Annotated in this window: 20 protein-coding genes and 1 tRNA gene; 12 read left to right on the top strand and 9 right to left on the bottom strand. The window is 58.4% G+C overall.

The genetic code is table 11. From position 1 onward, the window contains the following. Positions 1-150: 150 nt before the first annotated feature. The 6 genes from pedF (at position 151) to PFY00_RS06410 (ending at position 6,268) form a co-directional block, all read left to right on the top strand. A complete protein-coding gene (gene pedF / locus PFY00_RS06435) occupies positions 151-846 on the top strand; it encodes a cytochrome c-550 PedF (RefSeq protein ID WP_271431713.1) in 696 nt (231 codons plus the stop codon). Between the two features lie 13 nt (positions 847-859). Beyond that, positions 860-1,762, top strand: a complete 903-nt coding sequence (locus tag PFY00_RS06430) for a substrate-binding periplasmic protein (protein ID WP_271431712.1) — start codon at positions 860-862, stop codon at positions 1,760-1,762. 84 nt (positions 1,763-1,846) lie between these two features. After that, positions 1,847-2,371: a CoxG family protein gene (locus PFY00_RS06425; RefSeq protein WP_271431711.1), complete on the top strand. Its 525-nt coding sequence runs from the start codon at positions 1,847-1,849 to the stop codon at positions 2,369-2,371. Between the two features lie 66 nt (positions 2,372-2,437). Then, positions 2,438-2,923, top strand: a complete 486-nt coding sequence (locus PFY00_RS06420) for a (2Fe-2S)-binding protein (RefSeq protein ID WP_271431710.1) — start codon at positions 2,438-2,440, stop codon at positions 2,921-2,923. Between the two features lie 92 nt (positions 2,924-3,015). Further along, on the top strand, positions 3,016-5,382 hold the full coding sequence (locus PFY00_RS06415; RefSeq protein WP_271431709.1) for a xanthine dehydrogenase family protein molybdopterin-binding subunit: 2,367 nt from the start codon (positions 3,016-3,018) through the stop codon (positions 5,380-5,382). Between the two features lie 100 nt (positions 5,383-5,482). Further along, positions 5,483-6,268 (top strand): FAD binding domain-containing protein, encoded by a 786-nt coding sequence (locus PFY00_RS06410; RefSeq protein ID WP_271431708.1) that lies wholly within the window; start codon positions 5,483-5,485, stop codon positions 6,266-6,268. A gap of 77 nt (positions 6,269-6,345) precedes the next feature. Here the strand turns inward: PFY00_RS06410 and PFY00_RS06405 are convergent, their stop codons facing one another. The 3 genes from PFY00_RS06405 to PFY00_RS06395 form a co-directional block, all read right to left on the bottom strand. Next, positions 6,346-7,224 carry an FAD:protein FMN transferase gene (locus PFY00_RS06405; RefSeq protein ID WP_271431707.1) on the bottom strand — a complete coding sequence of 293 codons (879 nt, stop codon included), beginning with the start codon at positions 7,222-7,224 and terminating at the stop codon, positions 6,346-6,348. Beyond that, a complete protein-coding gene (locus PFY00_RS06400) occupies positions 7,221-9,332 on the bottom strand; it encodes a 4Fe-4S binding protein (protein WP_271431706.1) in 2,112 nt (703 codons plus the stop codon). The genes PFY00_RS06405 and PFY00_RS06400 overlap by 4 nt, the downstream gene beginning before the upstream one ends. 84 nt (positions 9,333-9,416) lie before the next feature. After that, positions 9,417-11,852 (bottom strand): GcvT family protein, encoded by a 2,436-nt coding sequence (locus tag PFY00_RS06395; RefSeq protein WP_271431705.1) that lies wholly within the window; start codon positions 11,850-11,852, stop codon positions 9,417-9,419. Positions 11,853-11,986: 134 nt separating this feature from the next. Here PFY00_RS06395 and PFY00_RS06390 point away from each other — a divergent pair, with 134 nt between their 5' ends. Continuing rightward, positions 11,987-13,501, top strand: a complete 1,515-nt coding sequence (locus PFY00_RS06390) for a trimethylamine methyltransferase family protein (RefSeq protein ID WP_271431704.1) — start codon at positions 11,987-11,989, stop codon at positions 13,499-13,501. Positions 13,502-13,574: 73 nt separating this feature from the next. Next, positions 13,575-14,336, top strand: coding sequence for an ABC transporter permease (locus tag PFY00_RS06385; protein ID WP_271431703.1), 762 nt, complete (start codon positions 13,575-13,577; stop codon positions 14,334-14,336). Positions 14,337-14,363: 27 nt separating this feature from the next. Here the strand turns inward: PFY00_RS06385 and PFY00_RS06380 are convergent, their stop codons facing one another. The 3 genes from PFY00_RS06380 to PFY00_RS06370 all read right to left on the bottom strand — a co-directional run bounded on the left by PFY00_RS06380 (position 14,364) and on the right by PFY00_RS06370 (position 16,893). Beyond that, entirely contained in the window at positions 14,364-15,509 is a 1,146-nt protein-coding gene (locus tag PFY00_RS06380) for a M24 family metallopeptidase (protein ID WP_271431702.1), read from the bottom strand. After that, positions 15,506-16,630 (bottom strand): amidohydrolase, encoded by a 1,125-nt coding sequence (locus PFY00_RS06375; RefSeq protein ID WP_271431701.1) that lies wholly within the window; start codon positions 16,628-16,630, stop codon positions 15,506-15,508. Before PFY00_RS06375 ends, PFY00_RS06380 begins: the two co-directional genes overlap by 4 nt. 186 nt (positions 16,631-16,816) lie before the next feature. Continuing rightward, positions 16,817-16,893, bottom strand: a tRNA-Ile gene (locus PFY00_RS06370). A gap of 101 nt (positions 16,894-16,994) precedes the next feature. On the opposite strand from PFY00_RS06370, the gene purM reads away from it, so the two are divergent. From purM to rnd, 3 genes are all read left to right on the top strand, one after another. Beyond that, positions 16,995-18,035 (top strand): phosphoribosylformylglycinamidine cyclo-ligase, encoded by a 1,041-nt coding sequence (purM, locus tag PFY00_RS06365; protein WP_271431700.1) that lies wholly within the window; start codon positions 16,995-16,997, stop codon positions 18,033-18,035. A 15-nt stretch (positions 18,036-18,050) separates the two neighbouring features. Beyond that, the gene (gene purN, locus PFY00_RS06360; RefSeq protein WP_271431699.1) at positions 18,051-18,641 is read left to right on the top strand and encodes a phosphoribosylglycinamide formyltransferase; all 591 of its coding nucleotides are present in this window, start codon (positions 18,051-18,053) and stop codon (positions 18,639-18,641) included. 87 nt (positions 18,642-18,728) lie between these two features. Further along, on the top strand, positions 18,729-19,886 hold the full coding sequence (gene rnd, locus PFY00_RS06355; protein ID WP_271431698.1) for a ribonuclease D: 1,158 nt from the start codon (positions 18,729-18,731) through the stop codon (positions 19,884-19,886). 41 nt (positions 19,887-19,927) lie between these two features. On the opposite strand, the gene PFY00_RS06350 is transcribed toward rnd, so the two are convergent. Further along, positions 19,928-20,434 (bottom strand): hypothetical protein, encoded by a 507-nt coding sequence (locus PFY00_RS06350; RefSeq protein ID WP_271431697.1) that lies wholly within the window; start codon positions 20,432-20,434, stop codon positions 19,928-19,930. 125 nt (positions 20,435-20,559) lie between these two features. On the opposite strand from PFY00_RS06350, the gene PFY00_RS06345 reads away from it, so the two are divergent. Further along, positions 20,560-20,964: a SufE family protein gene (locus PFY00_RS06345; protein ID WP_271431696.1), complete on the top strand. Its 405-nt coding sequence runs from the start codon at positions 20,560-20,562 to the stop codon at positions 20,962-20,964. A 30-nt stretch (positions 20,965-20,994) separates the two neighbouring features. Here the strand turns inward: PFY00_RS06345 and trpE are convergent, their stop codons facing one another. Both trpE and PFY00_RS06335 read right to left on the bottom strand, forming a co-directional pair. Continuing rightward, positions 20,995-22,509, bottom strand: a complete 1,515-nt coding sequence (gene trpE, locus PFY00_RS06340; RefSeq protein WP_271431695.1) for an anthranilate synthase component I — start codon at positions 22,507-22,509, stop codon at positions 20,995-20,997. A 12-nt stretch (positions 22,510-22,521) separates the two neighbouring features. After that, positions 22,522-24,369 (bottom strand): SurA N-terminal domain-containing protein, encoded by a 1,848-nt coding sequence (locus PFY00_RS06335; protein ID WP_271431694.1) that lies wholly within the window; start codon positions 24,367-24,369, stop codon positions 22,522-22,524. Between the last annotated feature and the right edge of the window lie 63 nt (positions 24,370-24,432).

Genomic DNA, 24,432 nt, shown 5'->3' with positions numbered 1-24,432 from the left:
AGCCCAGTCTGTCACATTGTCGGTTGCGCGCCACGAAAGTCCAATATCGGCGCTCTGGTTGCCATCCTATCAATGGCCTCAAGCGAGAGCCGCACGATCGGTGCTGCCTGAGCACAGCCACATCCATGTCTCCAAACGGGAGGATCTGACATGACCGTTCTGACCAAAACCGCCGTATCTGCGTTGGCCATTCTGGCAACTGGCACGTTGTTGCATGCGCATGGCGATGTCACGCCGCAGGCCGTCGACACAACAGGTTTGCCCGAGGTTGGCGAAGAGTGGCTGATCGAAAACCCATATCGTGCCGAAGCCGTCGGGCAGGAAGTCTGGGCCCGAGCGGTCGAGATCGGTGCATCCGGCTACAACCAGAACTGTGCCCGGTGTCACGGGCTCGAAGTGATTTCTGGCGGTCTGGCTCCGGACTTGCGGTTCCTGGAGGCCGAGGAATACGGAGACGAATGGTACATGGAGCGGTTCATTCATGGCTACACCCAGAACGGGGTCACCAAGATGCCGGCCTTTGGTGAATTGCTGGGCCAAGAAGCTGCCTGGGCCATCCGAACCTACATCGAAACACGTCCGGACGACGATAGCATGGCCGAAGTATCGGACGAGCTGAAAGGTATTCGCGACACGCTGATCGCTTTGGGCAAGGATCCGTCCGGTGCAGACCCCGATGCAATCAAGGCGCGGCTGTCGGAAATCGCCGCTGGGATTGAGACCTTGTCCGGGGCACCCGTAGCCGACAGCGCGGCCAGCCGAGCGGCATTTGCCATTGATGGCACACAAGAGGCTTACGTTAAGGCTGCCGAAGCGCTTACCATCGGGCTCTCTGCTGCGAACTAAGGCGATAGGCACGATGATTCGAAACTGGGCTTGGTCGATTTGCGTTGCGGCGCTCTGTCTTGCGCCGCAGGACGTGTGGGCAAACGATCCCTGTGCCGATCATGTGCCTCAGCCAAAACCGCAAAACGCCAGCAGGGACATAGTCGGTCAGGATATGGATACGATCATGGATCGTGGATTCATGACCTTCGCAGTTTACGAGGACTTCGCGCCTTACAGCTGGGAAGACGCTGGCCAACCGCGCGGTGTTGACGTCGATCTAGCGCACCTGATTGCTGAATATGTTGGGGTTGAGGCGCGGTTCAAATTTGTGACGGCCGGGGAAACTCTTGATGCGGATTTACGCAACAACATCTGGAAAGGGCCAATTGTCGGTGGTGCGGTGTCCAATGCGATGATGCGCGTGCCTTATGACAGCGCGTTCAAATGCAGGGTCGAACAGGTGGTGTTCCCGGGGCAGTACCACGAGGAACGCATCGCCATCGCCTACAGCGAGGCGGCTTATCCCGATGGCGGTCCGGTGCCTGCCTATTTCCGGTTCGATACGGTTGCCGTCGAAAACGACTCGATCGCGGATTTTTATTTGTCCGGCTTTGCTGGCGGGCAGACGGGCAAGGGCGTCCGGCGCTACCCGAGCATGCAGGCGGCAATGGAGGCGCTCAACGCCGGTGAAACCATGGCGGCCATGGGCCCAAAGGCCCAGTTGGAGTTTTTTGCCGGCGACGGCGTTGCCGTGCACGAACCGCCTTTGGCCGGACTGGCACGGGGCAAATGGGTGCTGGGAACGGCGGTTCACTTTGCTTATCGGCCACTCAGCTACACGGTTGGTGACGCCGTGACCGAGGCCTTGTCGAATGGCGCCGTTGAAAAAATTTTCGCCGAGTACGGCATCACTCATCATCCCCCGCAGTGGTAGCGCTGCGGCGGCTTCTAACCCATTGGTCTAATATGCCCCGAAGGGCAGCGCGCCTAGGCTGGCGCTAAGAAAGAGGAAATATCCATGCAAATGAGCGATTCCCGGCAGATCAGTGCCCCCCAAGAGGTGGTCTGGGAAGCGATTCTGAATCCGGATGTGCTCAAGGAGTGTGTTCCGGGCTGCACCGAGATGGCCGGAAACGCCGACGACGGGTTCGAGGCGACGGTTGTTCAAAAGGTCGGCCCGGTCAAAGCGACCTTCAAAGGCAAGGTCACACTGGCCGATGTCGATGCGCCCAATACCGTGACGCTGAATGGCGAAGGCAAGGGCGGCGCCGCCGGTTTTGCCAAGGGCGGTGCAGTTGTTACGCTGGCGCCCGGAGACGATGGCGGCACGCTTTTGACTTATGACGTCGAGGCTAAGGTTGGAGGCAAGCTTGCGCAGTTGGGCAGCCGGATCATCGACGGGTTTGCCAAGAAGATGGCCGATCAGTTCTTTACCAACTTTCAAGAAGCGATCGAAGGTCCCGATGACGAGGCCGAGGCAGAAGAAGGCCATGGCACCGAACAGAAAAAGAAAGGCTGGTTCAAAAGGCTGGTCTCTGGCTGAATGGCCGCAACGCATTAGGTGGTTCGACAGAACCAAACAAAATTGGAAATACCAGGGAGGAGAAAAATGGCAGAAGTGACGATGACGGTGAACGGAAAATCCGTCACCAAGTCGGTCAAGGGCAACACGCTCATGACCGATTTTCTGCGCGAAGAACTGCGTTTGACAGGTACGCACGTTGGGTGTGACACGTCGCAGTGTGGCGCTTGTGTGATCCATGTGAACGGGCAGGCCGTCAAATCCTGCACGATGTTCGCAGCCGAAGCGGATGGTGCCGAAGTTGCCACCATCGAGGGGCAGGCCAATGCGGACGGCTCGCTCAGTGTTATTCAGGCCGCCTTTCAGGAACATCATGGTCTGCAGTGCGGTTTCTGCACACCCGGTATGGTTATGAGTGCCGCAGCGCTGCTCAAGGAAAATCCGAAGCCAACCGAGGCCGAGGTGCGCGACTACCTTGAAGGCAACATCTGCCGCTGCACCGGCTACCACAACATCGTTAAGGCAATCATGGCCGCATCTGGTCAGGACGTGTCTTCGATCGCAGCCGAATAACGGGCAACGCGGCGCGTGAATTCACGCGTCAGACGGACTTAACCCAGTTGTAAGGTGCGCGACGAAACGCACCGACCCAAGGGAGGAATGACATGCCAAAAGATCAAGGCATCGGCGCCAGCACGAAGCGGCGCGAAGACGTGCGCTTTCTGACAGGCGCGGGCAACTACACAGACGACATCAACGTACATGGCCAGGCCTATGTGCATTTCCTGCGTTCTGACGTGGCGCATGGCACGATCAACGGGATCAACACTTCGGCGGCCGAAGGCATGCCCGGTGTTGTGCGCATCTTTACCGGCGCCGACTTTGAAGGCGTGGGTGGATTGCCCTGCGGCTGGCAGGTCACCGATAAAAATGGCGAACCCATGCAAGAGCCGGCCCACCCGGTTCTGGCCCAGGGCAAAGTGCGCCACGTTGGTGATCCGATCGCGGCCGTTGTGGCCGACAGTCTGGAAGAGGCGCGCAATGCCGCCGAAGCCATTGAACTGGACATCACCGAACTCGATCCTGTCGTTGACATGAAAGCAGCGGTGGCAGGCGGGGCCAAGGTGCACGACGATCTGTCGTCCAACCTGTGCTATGACTGGCAGTTCGGCAGTGAGACAGAGGCCGTAGAGAAAGCATTCGCAGAAGCGGCGCATGTCACCACGCTTGAACTGGTCAACCAGCGGATGGTCGCGAACCCGATGGAGCCGCGCGTTGCGGTCGGCGACTACAGCCGCGCCAATGATGAAAGCACGCTCTATACCACAAGCCAGAACCCGCATGTGATCAGGCTGCTGATGGGCGCGTTTGTTCTGGGCATTCCCGAGCACAAGCTTCGCGTTGTCGCTCCTGACGTTGGCGGCGGTTTCGGCACCAAGATCTTCCACTATGCCGAAGAGGCGTTCTGCACTTTTGCGGCCAAAGCCTGCAACCGTGCGGTCAAGTGGACGGCGAGCCGCTCTGAGGCCTTCATGTCTGACGCCCATGGCCGTGACCACGTCACCACCATCAAGCTGGCGCTGGATAAGGACAACAACTTTACCGCAGTGCACACCGATACCTACGCAAACATGGGCGCCTATCTGTCCACCTTTGCCCCGTCGGTTCCCACATGGCTGCACGGCACGCTGATGGCCGGCAACTACAAGACGCCTAATGTTCAGGTGAACGTGAAAGCCGTGTTCACAACCACCGTTCCGGTGGATGCGTATCGCGGTGCGGGTCGTCCAGAAGCAACGTTCCAGCTTGAACGGGTCATCGACAAAGCCGCCCGTGAATTGGGTCTGGACCCGATCGCACTGCGCCGCCAGAACTTTGTCACTCAGTTCCCCTATGCCACACCTGTGGCGGTGGAATATGACACTGGCGATTACCACGCGACCATGGACAAGATGGAAGAGCTGATCGACGTGAACGGCTTTGCCGCCCGCCGCGCCGAAAGTGAAAAGCGCGGCAAGCTCCGCGGTCTTGGTATCAACTGCTTTATCGAGGCTTGCGGCATCGCGCCATCGAACCTCGTGGGTCAGCTGGGCGCTCGTGCGGGTCTGTATGACGCGGCAACCGTGCGGGTGAATGCCACTGGCTCCATCTCGGTGATGGTCGGCGCTCACAGCCACGGGCAGGGGCATGAGACAGCCTTCCCGCAGGTTGTGGCTGAAATGCTCGGTATCGACGAGAATATGATCGACATCGTGCATGGTGACAGCTCGAAGATCCCGTTTGGCATGGGCACATATGGCTCGCGTTCTATCGCGGTCTGCGGGTCGGCCATGGTTCGAGCTACTGAGAAGATCATCAACAAGGCCAAGAAGATCGCCTCTCACTTGCTGGAGGCCTCTGAGGCTGACATCGAGCTGAAAGACGGCCAGTTCAGCGTTGCAGGCACCGACAAGTCGGTTGCTTGGGGCGATGTGACCCTTGCGGCATATGTTCCGCACAACTACCCGCTGGAAGACATCGAGCCCGGCCTCGAAGAGACAGCCTTCTACGATCCGGCTAACTTCACCTATCCTGCTGGCGCCTATGCCTGCGAGGTCGAAGTGGACCCGGATACTGGCGCTGTTGATCTGGTGGCCTTTGTGTCGGCAGACGACTTTGGCAACGTGATCAACCCGATGATCGTCGAAGGTCAGGTGCACGGCGGCATTGCCCAGGGCATCGGTCAGGCGCTTCTGGAAAACTGTGCCTATGACGAAAACGGCCAGTTGCTGAGCGCGTCCTACATGGACTACGCGATGCCACGCGCGGACGATCTGCCGAATATGGCCAACTACCGGGTCGACCATTCCTGCCAGACGCCTTGCACGCACAATCCATTGGGCGTGAAAGGCTGCGGTGAGGCCGGTGCGATCGGATCGCCTCCGACCGTGATCAACGCGATCGTGGATGCATTGCAGTCTGGTGGCCACCAGGTTGACCACATCGACATGCCAGCCACGCCGCAGCGTGTTTGGGAAGCGATGAACGGCTGATCATGAAGGACAGGACCGGGGGCTTTGCCCCCGGACCCCCAAAGTATTTTTGAACCAACGAAGGGCAGGGCTCTTCAGAAGTTCAAGGGAGGAAGACAAGATGTACTCATTCGATATGGAAAGCCCCAGCACCGTCGCAGATGCGGCAAAGGCATTGGGCCAGGACGAAGCGCAGGCTTTGGGTGGCGGTCAGACACTGATCCCAACGCTCAAACAGCGTCTGGCTTCTCCATCGGTCTTGGTAAGCCTTGCAGGCATTACTGAGATGAAGGGTGTTTGCACGGCGGACGATGGTTCTTTGGCCATTGGCGGCGGCACAACACATGCCACCGTCGCAGCCGAAGCGGGTGCCTATGCGGCGCTGGCGGCGCTGGCTGGCAACATTGGCGACCCGGCAGTTCGCAACCGCGGAACCATCGGTGGCTCGCTGGCCAACAACGACCCGTCGGCCTGCTATCCATCGGCAGCGCTTGGATCAGGCGCAACCATCGTGACCAACAAGCGCGAGATTGCAGCAGACGACTATTTCCAAGGCATGTTCGCAACGGCACTGGACGAAGGTGAAATCATCACCGAAGTTCGCTTCCCGGTGCCTGAGAAGGCGTCTTACATGAAGTTCGAACAGCCAGCCTCGCGCTTTGCTCTGGTCGGTGTCTTTGTGGCCAAATACGCGGATGGTGTTCGTGTCGCAGTGACCGGCGCATCCGAGGAAGGCGTCTATCGCTGGTCCGAAGCAGAAGCGGCTCTTTCCGCGAATTTCTCCGCTGATGCCGTACCTGCGGCGCCATCCGGCGACGGTATGATTTCCGATCTGCATGCCAGCGGTGACTACCGCGCGCATCTGGTTGGCGTGATGACAAAACGGGCCGTCGCAGCTGCGAGCTGATCCAGCCTAATTTTCAAAATGACAAAGCCCCGAGGGAAACCTTGGGGCTTTTGTTTTATTCAGCATGTCCTGCTGTCTTAGATGCTGCGCAGATCGCCTTCCGGTCCGACCACCGTAATCCGATAAAGCGCGGCGGCTTTTTTCAGCCGCACCAACTGCGTCTGGGTCATGAACACGGCCGCGGTAGACAGCGCATCGGCCATTACGGCCGTTGGGCCTTCGATACTGACGGTTGACCAGATCGGGCTTTGGCCTTGTGGGCCAAGGATATGGGTCGCACCGGACCCAAGCGGCAGGGCGCTGGGACTGGATGTTGCAAGGGCGCCGTGGCGCAGCGTTCGCTGCCCCAAAATCCCATGTTCGGGGTCAGACAAACCCAGCCGGAATGGCCCACCGATTGCAGAGTATTCCCCGATATTGATCAGAGCGCGCTCAAATCCACGAGCCTTGAGTCTATTGCGGATGACGTCGGTAACATAGCCCTGCGCTATCCCGTTGAACGTCAGTTTCTGGCCCGGTTCGATCCGGAGTTTGCCCAAAGGATCATGCCGGACCTTATGCCAACCAATCAGCTGGCGGGCAGGTTCGGGATCGGCACCGGTGGCCAAGGCTGACCAAAGCGACTGAACCGTTGGATCAAACAGGCCATCTGACAGCCCATGGGCTGTATCGGCTGCTTTGATCAGGTCTGAAAAGGCAGCGTCGGTCCAGATCCAGCCATCCCGATTGAGGCGGCTCAGATCTGAACCCGGTCTATACAGACTGAAACGGTTTTCCAGTTCATTGATCCGTTCCGGGATTGCCTGCAATTCCGCGTCCACCAATTGTCTCGGACCGCTGAGCGTGATCGCGACGTCGGCCCCCAACGCATATCCGGACCAGGTTTGGGCCTGTGCCAGACGAGGCGCGCAGGCAAAGGCGGCGCTGAGGCTCAGAAATCGGCGGCGGTTCATCATTCGGCAGGCACCTGATTGGGATGTCCGGTCGCACGGGGCGCACGTTTCTCAGCGCGGCCCTGCAAGATCAGCGGAACACACTGAGCATCGTCATCGTGGATCGTTACGCAATCCAGACACTGGAAGCATTCGTCATACTGGATATCGCCGGTTTTGCGGATGGCGCCATAGTTGCACTTCACTGCGCAAAGCTGACAGGGTGAGCCGCATTCGATCCTGCGTGGGATCCAGCGGCGCAAGCGAAGCATGCCACCCAGTGCCATCAAGGCACCAAGCGGACAGAGGTATCGGCAAAACCCTTTGAACACGAACAGCCCCAAAACCAGCCATAGCGCTGCGTAAGCCGCGTAATACCATTCGCGCACAAAGAACGTGGTGATTGCCGTTTTGAAAGGTTCGATTTCGGCGGCCTTGTCCATATAGCTCGGTACAAAGACTGTCACCGCAACGAGCCCCGCCAAAGCCACGTATTTGAGCGATTTCAGGCGTTGATCCCAAAGGCGCGATGGTTCGATCCGGGGCAGCCTGAGCAGTCTGCCAATGTGATGGGCAAACTCTTGCAGCGCGCCAAAGGGGCAAAGCCATCCACAAAACAGACCGCGGCCCCACAGGAAAAACCCGCCGATCGCAACAGCCCAGACAAGAAGCGAAAAAGGATCGTAAAGCAGGAAGGCGTAGCTTCCGCCGGACATGGCCGTCTGCAGGGCCGCCAGCGGTGTCACAATGCTAAGCTGTCCTTGCCCCCACCAGCCGACAAACCCCAAAATGATCGCAAGAACCGACAGGCGAAGGGGGGTGAATCCGCGCAATCCGGCAATGCGCGACTGGGCAAAAAGCAAACCCATGACGAGCACGGCAAGCAAGGCAGCAAGCGCCACCAGATCATTCCAGCGCCCGCGTAACGCTTCTTCGAATGGGGTCAGACGCTTCACCACGCCTGGCCGGGAAAAGAACCGTTCGTCGGTCTTGACCGAGGTCGAAAGCGTGACTGAGCCGACCTCGGGTTGAAACATCCCATGTTCGCGATTGGCCTTTACCGTCATGACCCATTCTGAAGCCGGGTCAAACCCCAACCGTCGATCCGTGCGCAGGATCAGCGCGGTTCCGTCATGCAGGGCATCGGGCACATCGTCGTGCAATTCGACAAAAAGATCCGCATCACGAAGCGACACGGGGAACCCGTTTTGTTCAGCGCCAATCCAATCCGGTGCCGTGTTGCGCACGAACTCAGGCGAAACCAAACCATGCCGGGCCGTTTCCACCACCAGAACCGGCTCATCGAAGGTCGAGATGGATTTGAAGTCTTCCAGTTCTTCCAGCGTATCCTCGGACAGCACGGCACGGGCGATAGAGTTTGGCCCCAGATCGGCAATCCAAAGATCGAGATAGGTTTCCTCGGGGTAGTCCAGCGCTTCGGGGTCGTCGTCTTCCCATGTCGTGCCTTGGAACAACGCCTGTACTTCGGCATTTGAAACGGTCAGTCGGGTGATCAGTCCCTGATCGATCAGGTCCTGAAAACTGAGGTCTTCAACCACATCAGGGTTGGGAAAGGCAGGCGGTCCAGCCGCAACACCGCCCATCTTTTCGCGAGCGACCTGCAGCGCCGCCGCGAGGATTGATTCATGGGCAATGCGCACCGAAGCCGTCGCTTTTGTGACCCCATCCAGATAAACAAGTCCGGACCCGTCGCTGCCACTGCCATAGGGCGTGCCCACTACCAGACTGTCGGAAATCGAGTGCCCGCGATATTGCTCCATAAAGGCATGAAAGGGCGCCTGGCCCAGTCCTGACACAAAGATTGGCTCATTGTGGTTCAGCAGTTTTACGTCGAGAAACCGGCCTTCAAGATCCAGAACCACAAGCATGTTGATCGGCGCACCGGAAAAGCCGGGCAGGGGTGCCATTGGTTCTGTTTGAAAGACGTAGCCCGCATGGGCACCGCCCGAATTCAAAAGCTCATAGACACCGTTGTCGCTAATCTGCTCGCCCATCGACATGGGCGCAAAGATATGTTCGGACAGTTGCTCGGGGTCGACGGCTTCGGCCCAAAGACCAACCGCAGACAAAACCCACACACACAGCGCGATCAGAGATAGACGTCCTCCCATTCCAGCACCCTAGGCCCGGGTGACACATGGGCATATGCGACCTTGGTTGGACGCTGACGCTTTCGTGAGAGCACGTGCTGCCTGTCAGGCCCGGACCCGGCTGTTTTCGGGATCATAGGGGCAGGGCGCGATAACCGTGGCACTGATTAGATCGCCGAGCAAATCCAGCGCGACCTTTGTTCCGGGTTCTGCCAGTGCGGGCTCGACAAAGGCATAGGCCAGATTGAGACCGGTCCGATGGCCCCAGTCTCCGGATGTCACTGTTCCGGCCACGCGATCCTCAACCATCACAGACGATCCGGGCTGCGCCCAACGGTCCTCCGTTTCAACCTGCAACGTCACCAGACGCCGTGACGGACCCTTGGCCAAGCGGGCTTCAAGCGCGGATTTGCCGACGAAATCGCCTTTGTCCATGGCGACAAATCTGTCCAAGCCGGTTTCAAACGGATCAAACTCGGTCAGCAGATCCGCTTTCCAATGCAGATAGCCTTTTTCCATGCGCATCGACTCAATTGCGCGCGCCCCAAACAGACGTAAGCCATGCGCTTGCCCCGCTTGTCTGAGGGACAAGTACGCCGAATAGAGCTGCGCATTGGGCACGTGGATTTCATAGGCCAGTTCTCCGGAAAAACTGACGGCCAGAACCGTGGCAGGCGCGATCCCAACATAGCATTCGCGCGCAGAAAGCCATGGAAATGCGCTGGCCGACCAATCCCCTCGCGCACAGGCCGACAGAACATCCCGCGCCTTTGGACCGGCCAGAACCAGGATGGTCTGATCGTTGGTCAAAGACCGGATTGAAACATCCTCGTCAGGCTGCACATGTTGGGTCAGCCAATCCATGTCATGCCCTTCAGCCGCGGCAGCCGATCCGTACCAGTAGCGCTCTGGCCCCCGGTCAGAGGCAGGAAGATGCGTCAGCGTCGCTTCGGTTTTGATCATTCCGTGCTGATTGAGCAGATAGGCAAGACGAGTCCGGCCCGGCCCCTTGGGCAGACGGGAACACGTCATGCGGTCCAGAAAGGATGCTGCATCTGTGCCCGAAACCTCAAACCGGTTGAAGCCATTGACCTCGGCCAAACCAACGCTGTTTTGAACCGCGCGCACTTCTTCACCAATCACGCTGTGCGCTTCGGCAAAGCGAAAGCCGAGTGTTTCGTGGAAATCTTCGGTCGGTTTGATGAAATCGACCCGTTCCCAGCCGTTGACCACCGTGAATTCCGCGCCCTCGGCGGCCAGAACAGGCGTCAGCGGCGTTGTTTTCATTGGCCGGCCTGCCGGGCGATGTTCGTGGGGAAAGTGAAAACGGAATTCGTTTTGATAGTCCTCGATCGCCTTAAGAGCCGTCAATTCGACATTGCCATGCCCCGTGAAACGGCGCGGATCCAGAATCCAGGTGTCGTAGCAGGCCTCACCATGCACGATTTGCTGAGCCAGCAGCCATCCATGCCCGCCGCCTTCACCCAGTCCGGCACGCAAACCGATGATGCAATAGGCATTGCGCTTGCCGGGGACCGGACCAACCAGAGGCGCGCCATCAATCGTGTAAGTGATCGGCCCATTGACGATGGTATGGATGCCAACTTCCATAAGGGCGGGCATGCGTTCGAACGCTCCTTCCAAAACGTCTGTCACCCGATCCAGATCATCAGGGCAGAGCGCATTGGTGAAATTCGGGTCGATGCCGTCCATGCCCCATGTCTTGCAGTCCTGTTCGTAGAACCCGACCAACAATCCGTTCTTTTCCTGACGGCTGTAGTAGTCCGAGATCGGGCAACGCAGCAGTGGCATGCGATGCCCGGCTTCCTTGATGGCCGGGATTTCCTCGGTGACAAAATACTGGTGTTCCATTGATGCCACCGGGTGATGCACGCCCATCATCGCGGCAACCTCGTTCACTCTGTATCCACAGGCGTTCACAACGACATCGGCGTGTATTTCACCCTTTGGTGTCTCAACAATCCACGTGTCATCCTTGAGCTGCCGCAGGCCTGTAACGGGCGTGTTCCTATGCACTTCGGCGCCAGCTGCACGGGCGCGGCGCGCAAGGGCCTGACACAGTTGGGCCGGATCAATATCTCCATCCGACGGGTCCCAAAGACCGCCCAAAAGGTTTTCAGTGGAAATCAACGGATGGCGGCGTGCGCATTCCTCGGCATCGATCACCTCGAATTCCACGCCCATTCCGCGCGCCATAGAGGCAAAGTGCCGGTATCCATCCATCTGCGCCTCGGTATTGGCCAGACGAATGCCGCCATCTCCGAAGTGATAACCCACCGGATAGTCGGGGTCCGCGGCCAAATCCTGATACAGCGCAATGGAATGGCTCTTCAGACCAACCATTGTCTGGGTCATGCCAAAGTTGGTGACCTGCGCCGCCGAGTGCCACGTGGTTCCGGATGTCAGCTCATCGCGTTCCAAAAGCATCACATCGCCCCAGCCTTCTTGGGTGAGATGATAAAGTGTCGAACAGCCGGCAATACCGCCACCGATCACAACTGCTTTGGTTCTGCTGCGCATGCCATTCCCCTAACGCTGATTTGCCTGTCTATCAGTCAGACAAACCAATGGTTTGACAAGAGATTTGATCAAAAATTTCGTTGCCAGATCGCGAATTGGAGCGCCTAATAATCCAGACGAAAGGCAGGATCGACATGAGCATCGCCAGAAAACGCAGTGGTGGCCGCCGTGCAAAGGCCGCGCAACGGGCCGCACCGCCACCCAACCCCTGTCCGCCGGGACAGAACGGGGGGCAATACAAACCGCTCAATGAAGTGCAGATCGAGCAAATCTACGGCTGTGCACTTCAATTGCTGGATGGTCTGGGAATGGGTGAAGTTCCGGACCGGCTGCGCAATGATCTGTTGCTAGCTGGCGCTGTGGTTTCAGGCGACCGGGTCACATTTCCCAACGCTCTGGTCGAAGATGCAATCGCACAAGCGGCCAAGACCTTTGTGTTGCACGGGCGTGACGAAAACCGCTCAATTCAGGTCGGCGGTCAATCTGTTTTCTTTGGCTCGGGAGGGGCCGCGGTTCAGACTCTCGACATGGGAACCGGGCTTTACCGTCCGTCCACGCTCCAGGATCTGCACGACTTCACACGCCTTCAGGATGCTCTGGAGAACATCAGCTGGTTTACGCGCTGCTGTATAGCCACGGATATGCCGGACGAATGGTCTTTGGACGTCAACACGCTCTATGCCCTTGTGCGTGGCACCACCAAACCGGTGGGCACTGCCTTTACGCTGGCTGCGCATGTCACGCCACTTGTCGAGATGCTTGATCTGGTTGCTGGCGGCGAAGGCGCTTTTTCGCGGCGCCCCTTCGTCAAAGCGCATATCAGCCCGGTCATATCCCCTATGCGCTATGGCGCTGACGCGGTCGATGTTCTGTACGAATGCATCGCGCACAATATACCCGTTTCTTGCATTACCGCGGCCCAATCCGGGGCAACCGCGCCTGCCACATTGGCCGGTTTTCTGGCCCAGTCACTGGCTGAAACGTTGGCCAGCCTGGTGATGGTGCACGCGATCAAACCCGGTCATCCAATGGTGTTTTCAAACTGGCCCTTCGTGATCGATTTGCGCAGCGGCGCATTTGCCGGCGGCGGCGCAGAAGTCGCGCTGATGAATGCCGCCTCGGCACAGTTGTCCAACTGGCTTGGTCTGCCGTCGGGGGTTGCCTCCTCGATGACGGACGCCAAGGCGATTGATGCGCAATACGGTGTCGAAAAGGGTATGACAGCGCTGGCCGCAGCCTTGGGCGGCGGCAATCTGATCTACGAAAGTGCAGGCATGACCGCGTCACTGCTGGGCGCGAGCTTTGAGGCCTTTGTCATCGACGACGAAACCAACGCGGCGGCCTATCGTGTGTTGCGCGGCGTCGAAGTGAACGAAGAAACGCTTGGATATCAGGCAATCTGCGACACAGTTCTTGGGGATGGGCATTTCCTCGGGTCTGGCCAGACCTACGCAGCCATGGAGCGAGACTATTACTATCCCACGCTGGCTGACCGCGATGCGCCGATCACATGGGCAGAAGCGGGCGCGCCAGAGCTATGGGGCAGGGCGCGCAGCAAAGCGATTGAAATACTGAACACGCATCATCCGCAATACTTGACACCGGATCAAGACGAAGCGATCCGGCGGCGTTTGACCGGCTTGGTCTGACAGACACGTTTCGCATCACACAAGACCAAAGTCTCAGACCTCAGGTGCGGATGTTAAGGGTAGTCTGACCAGCATGCAGCAAGACACGCAAACCAACTGGACCGTCACAGCGACATCGATTCTGGGCCTTGGCCTGTTTTGGGCCGTTGCGGCCTGGATTGGACAGGATCCCGACATTTTGCCCAGCCCCGGCGCGGTCTGGCAGGTGATTACCCGAGAAGCCGCAAGCGGCAAGCTTTGGATGCATATGTCATGGACCTTGTGGCGCGTCGTGATGGCCTTTGCTCTGGCCATGGGCATCGGCTGCGCTTTGGGGATCGCACTGGGTCTCGCACCACGTTTGAACCGATGGGCCGATCCATGGGTCACGGTTTTCCTGAACCTGCCTGCGCTTGTCATCATTGTGCTGTGTTACCTATGGATTGGGTTAAATGAATTTGCCGCGATCGTCGCGGTGGCCCTGAACAAAACCGCTATGGTCACCGTCACCATCCGCGAAGGGGTACGCGCCATGGATCCGGGCGTGTCTGATATTGCGCGGGTCTACCGCATGCCTGCGCTGACACGACTGAGACATGTGATCTGGCCGCAGCTGGGTCCATTCGTGGCCACCAGCACCCGCAATGGACTGGCTGTTATCTGGAAAATCGTACTGGTGGTCGAATTTCTGGGACGATCCAACGGCGTCGGATTTCAGATCCACCTCTATTTTCAGCTCTTCGACACGGCGACCGTGCTGGCCTATGCGCTCAGCTTTACCAGCGTGATGCTGGCCATCGAATTTCTGATCGTTCAACGATGGGAACGCAGCGCATCCGCCTGGCGGCGCGCATAAAGCCGCGCGCGGCCCGATGCAGCGATGCTATAAAATCACCGCTTCAATGGATTTCGGATGGTCTGTCAAAGGCTCCCATCCGTCCTCTGTGATGATAAAGCTGTCCCCGACCTGAGCGCGAAAATCCGGAACCGACACAGACCCATCAACGGCAAAGACCATACCGGGCTGCAATATAGTCGTGTCGCCAGTCACCAGTTGGGGGGCTTCCAGAAAGCTGAAGCCGGTCGAACGGCCGCAGCGAAACGGATAATCGTAGCCTGCACCCTGAATAACCTCGGCATAGGCCGCATGGACGCTCTGCGCAGCAACGCCCGGGCGCAGGGCGTCAAGCGCCGCTTTCTGGCTGGCCACTGCGACCTCATAGACCTTGGCCTGCGCAGGATCGGGTTCTTCGCCAATCCAGAACGTGCGGTCAAAGCCCAGTTTGAACCGGTGGAAATTGGTCATCCCGCAAAAGCACAAAAACACAGGCTCTCCATGGCGCATGATCCGATTGGTGGCGCGATGATGGGTGCGGGTTATCGTATCGCCCGATGCCATGATTTGCAGAAAATGCGTGTTGGGTGACATCTCCGCATCGGTATAGTGATCCGCCAGCAATTGCGCGGCCTTACGGGTGCCCGCCCGCGCGGTTGCCAGTGCAACTTCGTATTCCGCCACACCGTCCCCGATAGCCTCCCGACCCGCCATCATCATGGCGTTGGCAACCTGACCGGCATGGCGCGCGATCCGAAGCTCTTCCGGAGATTTGATCATGCGCATCTTGGCCAGAATGCCGCTGACGTTGCGCACGGCTTGGCCCGTCAGTTGTGCATCCACATAGCGCCGGACCAGTGGCGGCATGGCATCCGGTTCAATCGCGACTGTCCCGGACAAAACTCCGGGCAGTTCAGCGCGCCATTCTGCGCCATCGCCATCATTCCATGGGGCGATCCGATCCACATGCGCCGCATGCTCGGCCGTGTTCAGATCAATCGAGGGCGTAATCAACAGGCTTGTGCCAAATGACGTGACCACAAGGATCGTTGGGCGCCCGAATTCCATATGCAAATAGTCATAGTACCCGGTCAGGTAGTAGACGTTGTCGTCGTCAGTGATCAGCGCAACGTCAATGCCCTCGGCGTCCAACTGCGCGCAAAACTCGGACATCCGGGCCGAAAACAGGCTCATGATGCGCTGCCACTGCGGACCGGCAGCCGGTCCTTGACCAGACGCACCCAGAAGTCCGCCCCAATCGGCAAAAGGGCATCGTTGAAATCATAATCGCTGGAATGCAGCGGCTGGCCACATGGGCCGTCCTCGCCATTACCGAGCAGCAAAAAACACCCCGGAACCTCAGTGCTGAAATGGGCGAAATCTTCGGAAAAACTCATGGGCTGGCGATCGGGAATTGTTTCAAGACCCGCGGATCGGGCAGCGCGGACGACCGCCTCGGTCGGGGCTTTGGCATTTATGGTTTCGACGAACTCCGTGTTGAAGCTCATTTCGGCCGAGACACCATGGGCCTGCGCAATTCCGTGAACCATTTGCTGCATCAACGCTTCGATCGCGTTTCGATCTTCGGGTGATCTGGCGCGAACGTCGCCCTTCAACCTGGCAGAACCGGGCAGAACGTTACGTTGTCCATCGGTCAGAAATTCGGTCACCGAAACAACCGCGCCGGCACCGGGGGCCAATTTGCGGGCTACAATCGTCTGCAAGGATAGAACCAACTCAGCGCCAATCGTGATCGCATCGCGACCGGCCTGAGGCATCGACGCATGACCGCCTTGCCCGTGTATTTGAACGTCAAACAGGCTTTCTGAAGAGCAGATCAGCCCATCACGGGTGGATACTTGGCCGATGGGCGCGCCGGGCAAATTGTGGATGGCATAGACTTCTTCAATGGGAAACTGGCTCAGAACGCCTTCGTCGATCATCGCGCGTGCGCCCAGTCCGTGCTCTTCGTTCGGTTGGAACAGAAACACAACGATCCCATCAAAATCAGGGGCTTGCGCCAGTGCCCGCGCCGCCCCAAGCAGCATCGTCATGTGACCGTCATGGCCGCACGCATGCATCACGCCCGGTGTTTTCGAAATGTAGTCGTGCGTGCTTGTCTCTTGGATCGGCAAGGCATCCATATCAGCGCGCAGCCCGATCGCACGATTGCCGGACCCCGCACGCAATATCCCGACAACCCCGGTTCCTTCATGCACTTCAACACCGAAATCGCGTAGAAGAGCGGCAACCTTTGCCTTGGTCTTCACCTCTTGAAATCCAAGTTCAGGCTCACGGTGAAAAGCACGCCGCATGTCCGGTAGATCTGAATGGTCCTGTCCCAAAGCGGTCCCCTCTGCCTTTTCGTTTCAACTTACATGCAATTCATTCGAAAAATCGATCGTTTGCGACATCGCAAGGGCAGGGTGCATTCCCACCGTCCAGCACCGGGTTGTTGAGACACAGGACGGGCTGAAAAATGGCCAGACGGGAAAGGGGTTTGGTAGGCCCGGAGGGACTTGAACCCCCAACCAAGGCGTTATGAGCGCCCTGCTCTAACCAATTGAGCTACAGGCCCACCGTGACGATTGAACTACCAGAGCCGCGCGCCGCGTCAAGCAGGACATTGCAGTACGGCGTCCTTTGGGCTAAGCGCGCTGCAAAGCAAAGGAGAGCGCCATGTCCACGGAAAACAACGGTCTTACCTACGCGCAGGCGGGCGTGGATATCGACGCGGGCAATGCCTTGGTTGAACGGATCAAACCGGCGGCAAAGCGGACAAACCGGGCAGGGGTCATGGCTGGGCTGGGCGGCTTTGGCGGGCTCTTTGATCTCAAGGCTGCAGGCTACAATGATCCGGTCCTCGTTGCAGCGACGGATGGCGTTGGAACCAAACTTCGGATTGCCATCGATACCGGGCATGTGGACGGGGTTGGCATTGATCTGGTCGCCATGTGCGTCAACGATCTGGTCTGTCAGGGTGCCGAGCCGCTGTTCTTTCTGGATTACTTTGCCACCGGTAAACTGGACACGGACACCGCGGCACGTGTCATCGAGGGCATTGCAGAGGGCTGTGCGCAGTCCGGCTGTGCACTGATTGGCGGTGAAACCGCTGAAATGCCGGGCATGTATCCGGCGGGTGACTTTGATCTGGCAGGCTTTTCTGTAGGTGCCATGGAACGCGGCACCGCTCTGCCTGACGGAGTGATCGAAGGCGATGTGTTGCTGGGGCTTGCGTCCAATGGCGTTCATTCCAACGGCTATTCGCTGGTGCGCAAACTGGTCGAACTGTCTGGTCTGGGATGGGATGCGGATTGCCCTTGGGCCGAAGGCACGCTGGGCGCGGCGCTTCTGACGCCGACCCGTCTTTATGTGAAGCCTGTTCTCGAAGCCATGAAGGCCGGCGGGTTGCATGCTGCGGCGCATATCACAGGCGGCGGGCTGACCGAAAACCTGCCACGGGTTTTGCCCGAAGGATTGGGCGCAAAAGTCGATCTAGGCGCATGGGAATTGCCAGCCATCTTCACATGGATGCAAGAGGTCGGCGGAATTGATCGGTCTGAAATGCTCAAGACGTTCAATTGTGGGATCGGCATGGTTCTGTCGGTAGAGGCCAGTCAGGCCGAGGCGCTGAAGACGCTGCTAAGCGGCATGGGCGAGACCGTTTTTGATCTTGGCACGATCGTCAAAGGGGACGGCGTGTCCTATTTTGGCGACTGAGGCAACAGGGTGGCGATGAAACGCGTTGCGATCCTGATTTCGGGCGGCGGGTCCAACATGGTCACGCTGGTAGACAGCATGACTGGCGATCATCCGGCGCGTCCGTGTCTGGTGCTATCGAACAATGCAGAGGCTGGCGGTTTGGCCAAAGCGCGCGCGCGCGGCATCCCGACGGCAGTGGTGGATCACCGACCATATAAGGGTGACAGACCCGCCTTTGAAAACGCGCTCGCAGCTGCAATCGCGCCGCATGGGGCCGATATCATTTGTCTGGCCGGATTTATGCGCGTGCTGACCGCAGGCTTTGTGACGCCTTGGCAGGGCCAAATGTTGAATATCCATCCATCCTTGCTGCCGAAATATCGCGGCCTGAACACCCATGCGCGGGCCATCGAAGCCGGTGACAACGAGGCCGGCTGCACAGTTCACGAGGTGACGGCTGAATTGGATGACGGGCCTATTCTGGGTCAGGCCCGGGTGCCGATTCACGAAGGCGACAGCCCCGAACAGCTGGCTGCGCGGGTTCTCAAGCAAGAACATGCCCTATATCCGGCCGTTCTGAAACGCTTTGCGGCCGGGGACCGTACGCCTATTACTCTTGGTTAGAGGACGATTTCCCTTTTTATGGCTTTGCTTCTATGATCCACCTAGGGGTGAAAAACGAACCGACCGGAACAAGCGAACAAGACGCCCATGAAAACAATCACGACAACCGAGGATCTGGCCGACTTCTGCGAACGCGCCAAAGGCCAGCCTTATGTGACGGTCGACACCGAGTTTCTGCGTGAACGCACCTACTACAGTAAGCTCTGTCTGGTTCAGCTGGCTTTGCCCGGCAAGGACGACAAGGACGCAGTGCTGTTGGATCCACTGGTTGACGGGATCTCGCTGGAACCTCTTATGGAACTGTTCCGCGACGACAGCATTGTCAAAGTGTTCCACGCGGCGCGGCAGGATCTCGAAATTTTTGCGATTGAATACAATGTCATCCCGCGTCCGCTGTTTGATACACAGGTTGCCGCAATGGTCTGCGGATTCGGCGAACAGGTCGGGTATGAAACGCTGGTCAAACGCATTGCCAAACAGCAGTTGGACAAAAGCTCACGTTTTACCGATTGGTCGCGCCGTCCGCTGACCGATGCGCAAAAAAAATATGCGCTGGCCGATGTCACGCACCTGCGGCAGATCTATGAATTCCTGAACGGCAAACTTCAGGAGAGCGGGCGTCATCGCTGGGTTTCAGAAGAGTTGGGCGTTCTGACCGATCCGGGCACCTATGTCACCGTACCGCAAGACGCCTGGAAGCGGATCAAGACCCGTTCTTCGAGCCCTAAGTTTCTGGCGATCGTGCGTGCCTTGGCTGCATTTCGCGAAGACTATGCCCAAAGCCGGAACATCCCGCGCAACCGGGTGTTCAAGGACGATGCATTGGTCGAGCTGGCCTCGACCAAACCGCAAAACATGCAAGATCTGGGCCGGTCCCGGTTGTTGCTGCGCGAGGCACGCAAAGGCGATATCGCCGAAGGTATTCTGGCCGCAGTGAGGGCGGGCGTAAATTGCCCACAGGAAGACCTTCCAAAGCCCGACACCAGTCGTGAGAAACTTCAGGTGAACCCGGCGCTTGCAGATTTGTTGCGGGTTTTGCTGAAGGCCAAGACAGAAAGCTCGGGCGTCGCATCCAAACTGATCGCGCCTTCAGCGGACCTCGATGCAATTGCCGCGGGTCTGCGCGATGTGCCTGCCTTGCAGGGGTGGCGTCACGAAGTGTTTGGCGCGGATGCTCTGCGGCTGTGTGATGGCCAAGTTGCTCTGACAGCGAAAGGCAAATCGATCAAACTGATCGAGCTTTAAGGCGCTGAACTAAAACAGTTTTCGCAAACGCAGATCGGCAATCAACGCCGGACGCTGCGCACGTTCCGGTCGCCAAGCACGCGAATGGTGTTGATGCCATTGAGATCGTTGTCCGTCAGCCAGATGGCAACGGTCACTGTGCGGGATTGCTCACGACCCTGTGGCCCGCGTTGCTGCAAGGCTTTGAATGCATAGGTAAGCGTCGTCGCGTCGCTTTGATCGTCAACTTTGACCAAACGAACATCAAACGGCCCCTGACGATCTGCGGTACCGGTTGCGCGTACGATTGCACCGCCCGGGCGACGTTCCACCAACAGCTCGTTCACTTCACCAATGTTGCGTCCCTGATAGGCCGAAGGCTGCTCGGCACTGAATAGTGTGCGCCGGCCGCGCGGGATCAGCGGGTTCAACTCTGTATTATCGGTGGCAACAGGCTCCGACACGCTGCGACCGAACCAGTTCATCGGGTTCAACCGCGAGTCGCGTACAGTTGCACAACTGGCCAGAATAGATGCCGAAAGAACCAAGATGATAAACGGTCTGACCATGTCACTGCCCCTGTTGAATACCAAAGAATTACCGCATCACCTCGGCTTTGAAAAGCGCGAAGGGCTGGACCTTTGCCGGTTGTCGGAATAACTGACCCCGAAGTGTCGATCCCGGAGTGTTTCTAATGGCGCAGACAGCTTTTGAAGACGTAATCGAGGACTTCGAGTTTCTCGAGGATTGGGAAGACCGCTATCGCATGGTCATTGAGATGGGCAAAGCGCTCGATCCGATGCCCGAAGCCCTGAAAGTGCCCGCAACCAAGGTCGAAGGCTGCGCCAGTCAGGTCTGGCTGCATACCAGCGTCGATGCGGGCCGGTTTCATTTTCAGGGAGACAGCGATGCGATGATCGTCAAAGGCCTGATCGCTTTGTTGCATCGTCTTTACGACGGACTGCCCATTGCAGATGTCGCAGGTGTCGATGCTCGCGCGGAATTGGGCCGTCTTGGTCTGCACGAACATCTGTCGGCGCAGCGCTCTAACGGTTTGCGGGCGATGATCGAACGAATCCGTCTGGACGCCGCAGGCTAAAGCAACCCAGCATGCATTGGCAGGCTTGGATCAGCCGTTACCATTCCCGGTGAAACGGGCTGCATCGGCGGCCGCGCGACGGATCGCATTGGATTTGTGGACCGTTTCCTGAAACTCGGACTCGGGATCGCTGTCATAGACAACGCCACCGCCGGCCTGAATGTACAGTTTTTGGTCTTTCACAATGGCAGTGCGCAACGCGATACACATATCCATGTCGCCACCGGCGCTGAAATAGCCAACGCCGCCGCCGTAGACGCCGCGTTTTTCCGGCTCAAGCTCATCGATGATTTCCATGGCGCGGACCTTTGGCGCTCCAGAAACCGTGCCCGCAGGTAGGCCAGCCAGCAATGCGGACAGAGCATCATGATCGTCGGACAGCTCGCCAACCACATTGGACACGATATGCATCACGTGGCTATAGCGCTCGATGATGAATTGCTCGGTCGGGCGCACCGTGCCGATCTTTGACACCCGCCCGGTGTCATTACGGCCCAGGTCCAGTAGCATCAGGTGCTCTGCCAACTCCTTTTTGTCGGCCAGCAGATCTTCTTCCAGAGCCTTGTCTTCGTCCGGTGTGGCACCGCGCGGCCGGGTGCCTGCGATCGGTCGGATCGTGACTTCGTCCCCGAATACGCGCACCAGAATTTCGGGCGACGCGCCAATGACCTGAAAGCCGCCAAAGTTGAAATAGAACATGAACGGCGACGGATTGGTGCGGCGCAGCGAACGGTAAAGCGCGAAGGGCGGCAGTGGAAAGTCCTGCGTCCACCGCTGCGCCGGAACAACCTGAAAGATGTCGCCCGCTCGAATGTATTCTTTCGCTTTTTCAACGGCTTCCAGATATCCCGCGTGCGAAAAATTGGATACCGGCTCACCCAGATCAGCCGCTTCGCCCAGATCCCGCGTGGCCTGTGGCAGGGCGCGTTCCAGATCACGGACGGCATCCATCACCCGTTCGGCGGCCTGCGCATAAGCAGCGCGTGCTGTCAGGCCATCCTCGGCCCAAGCGGGGGATACCACCGTGACTTCGCCTTTGGCGCCATCCAAAACCGCGACGACCGAAGGGCGGATTAGAGTAGCATCAGGCAAACCCATGGGATCGGGATTCACATTTGGCAAATGCTCGACCAAACGGATCATGTCGTATCCCAGATAACCAAACAGTCCCGCTGCGGCTTGGGGCAGGTCATCGGGTAAATCAATCCGACTTTCGGCCAGCAGGGCGCGCAAAGCTGTCAGCGGATCGTCGCTCTGATCTTCGAACGCGTCCGGGTCGAAACGGGCCTGCCGGTTGATCCTGCTCTGTTTTCCATGACACTGCCAGATGACATCCGGTTTCATACCGATGATCGAATAACGGCCGCGGATTTCCCCGCCCGTCACCGATTCCAGCACAAAGGCATCTTTCGCCGCGCCCGTCAGTTTGAGCATCAGTGAAACAGGTGTATCCAAATCCGCCGCGAGGCGCGCATAGACGATCTGGTTTTGTCCCGCATCATAGGCGCGGGCGAAATCGTCATAGCTGGGTGTCAGTCCGGACATGTCGAATTGGCCTTACTGGAAGTTCACATGAACAGCGTTGATCGCTTGCTGATCGATCTCAACACCGGCGCGGGTTTGAATGTCCGTCGCCAAGGCGCGGAACAGATCCTGCGCAACATCCGCCGCCGCCCGATCGCCGAAGGCCTGCGCAAGTGCCTGACTTTCTTCGCTTTCCAGATCAACCGGCGTGATTGCATCCAGCCGGACAATCAAAGCTGCGCCTTCGCCCGGTACAACCGATACGTCACCAACAGATTGAGCAAAGACTTCGATCAGCACATTCTGTGGCAGACCATTGGCAAAGGCATTGCGGGTCAGCCCGGTTTCCACGGTTGGTGCCAGGTTCGAGCCTTCAAAGGTGCCACCCTCGGCCAGCTTGGACCGCAAAATCTCGGCGTCCTGCACCAAGGCTTCGGTGCGCGCTTCAAGCTCCCAACCTGCACGAACCGCGTCTGCCACGTCTTCGAATGGCTGCGGTGCAGGTGCACGGATTTCGTCGAGGCGCAGAGCAAAGATGCCACCATCGCCCAAGTTTTCGATTTGTGGGAAATCTCCCTCGGACACGGCTGTTGCGGCGGCGCGGAACTCTTCGTAGGCCGCCATGTCTTCGGCGTTTTCGCCCGTCCAGTTGATCGTTCCCAGCTGCATATCCGTGGTGTCTGCCAGCTCTTCCAAGGTGGCGCCCGCAGCCAGTTCATCGTCGAACCCCTGCGCCTGTGTTTCGATCACACGGCGCGCCCGATCGAGCGCAAGCTGGACCCGCAGATCCTCTTGAGCATCCTCAAAGCTGGTTTGCTGTGCCGCAAGTACGGCATTGATCCGGAACAGGGCAGGCCCGAGGTCTGTCGGAGCCGGTCCAGCGATTGCGCCCGTCTCGGCCGCAAACACCAGATCACCCGCCGCACCCAGATCGGACAGGGACACATCGCCCATATCCGTGTCTTCCAAAGCCAGCCCACGTTCTTCGACCAGTTCTTCAAACGTCGCTTCGCCGGATTCCAAACGCGTTTTGGCAGCCATTGCCTCGGCCTCATCCGCAAACACAAGGCGTTCGACAAGACGGCGTTCCGGTTGGTTGTACTGGGCTTCCTGTTCGGCATAGGCCTCGCGCAGGGACGCTTCGTCAACCTCAACAGTATCGAGGATCATTTCGGGCGTCAGCGCCGCGTAGGTGATGACCTTGGTTTCGGGCAGGGTAAAGGCCGGGATATTGGCTTCGTACCATTCTGTCAGCTCAGCCTCGGATGGTTCGTCGATCCCCGTAATCAAAGCTTCGGGACCCAGACGGGCCCAAGTGAAATCACGGCGTTCGCCAGCAAAAGATACAAGCGTATTGATATAGGTGTCAGGCAATGTCGTGCCTGCGAGAACCGCGCCCTGAAGAACGGTTGACGCACTCTCATCACGCAGGTCTGCCTCGAATTCCGCCTCGCTCAGACCAGCGTTGCGCAGCGTAAAGGCATAGGCATCGCGGTTGAAGGCACCGTCAGAGCCACGGAAAGCCGGGATCGACTGCAATTCCTGCGCCAAACGTTCGTCGCCTATGGAAAGAGTCATGGCGTCGGCCTCGTGCTCAAGCGCCGCGGAAACCACCATTTGCGCCAGCACACGTTGATCCAGACCCAGTGCCTGAGCTTGCTGAAAGCTGATCTGCTGTCCTGCCTGCGCCTGCAAGGCATTGATTTCGTTCTGCAATGCACGTGAATAAGAACTGGCGCTGATGGCTGATGTGCCGACCGTGCCGATATTGGTGACACGTCCCGAGAAACTGGTCGTTCCAAAGCCCATCAGGCCCACGATCAGAAGTGCCAGAATGATCCAGACAATCGTCTTGGAAACAGAGCCTTTTGCCTTGGCCATTTGCGTCCTCACATCACGTAAAACAGAGCCTCGGGCATGTCTACGCCGGGGGCAGGGTGCCCG

It is taken from the genome of Thalassococcus lentus (assembly GCF_028023555.1).
Lineage (GTDB): Bacteria > Pseudomonadota > Alphaproteobacteria > Rhodobacterales > Rhodobacteraceae > Thalassococcus_A > Thalassococcus_A lentus.
The sequence above is the reverse complement of the archived record's forward strand: the minus strand, read 5'-3'. Positions and strand labels throughout refer to the sequence as shown.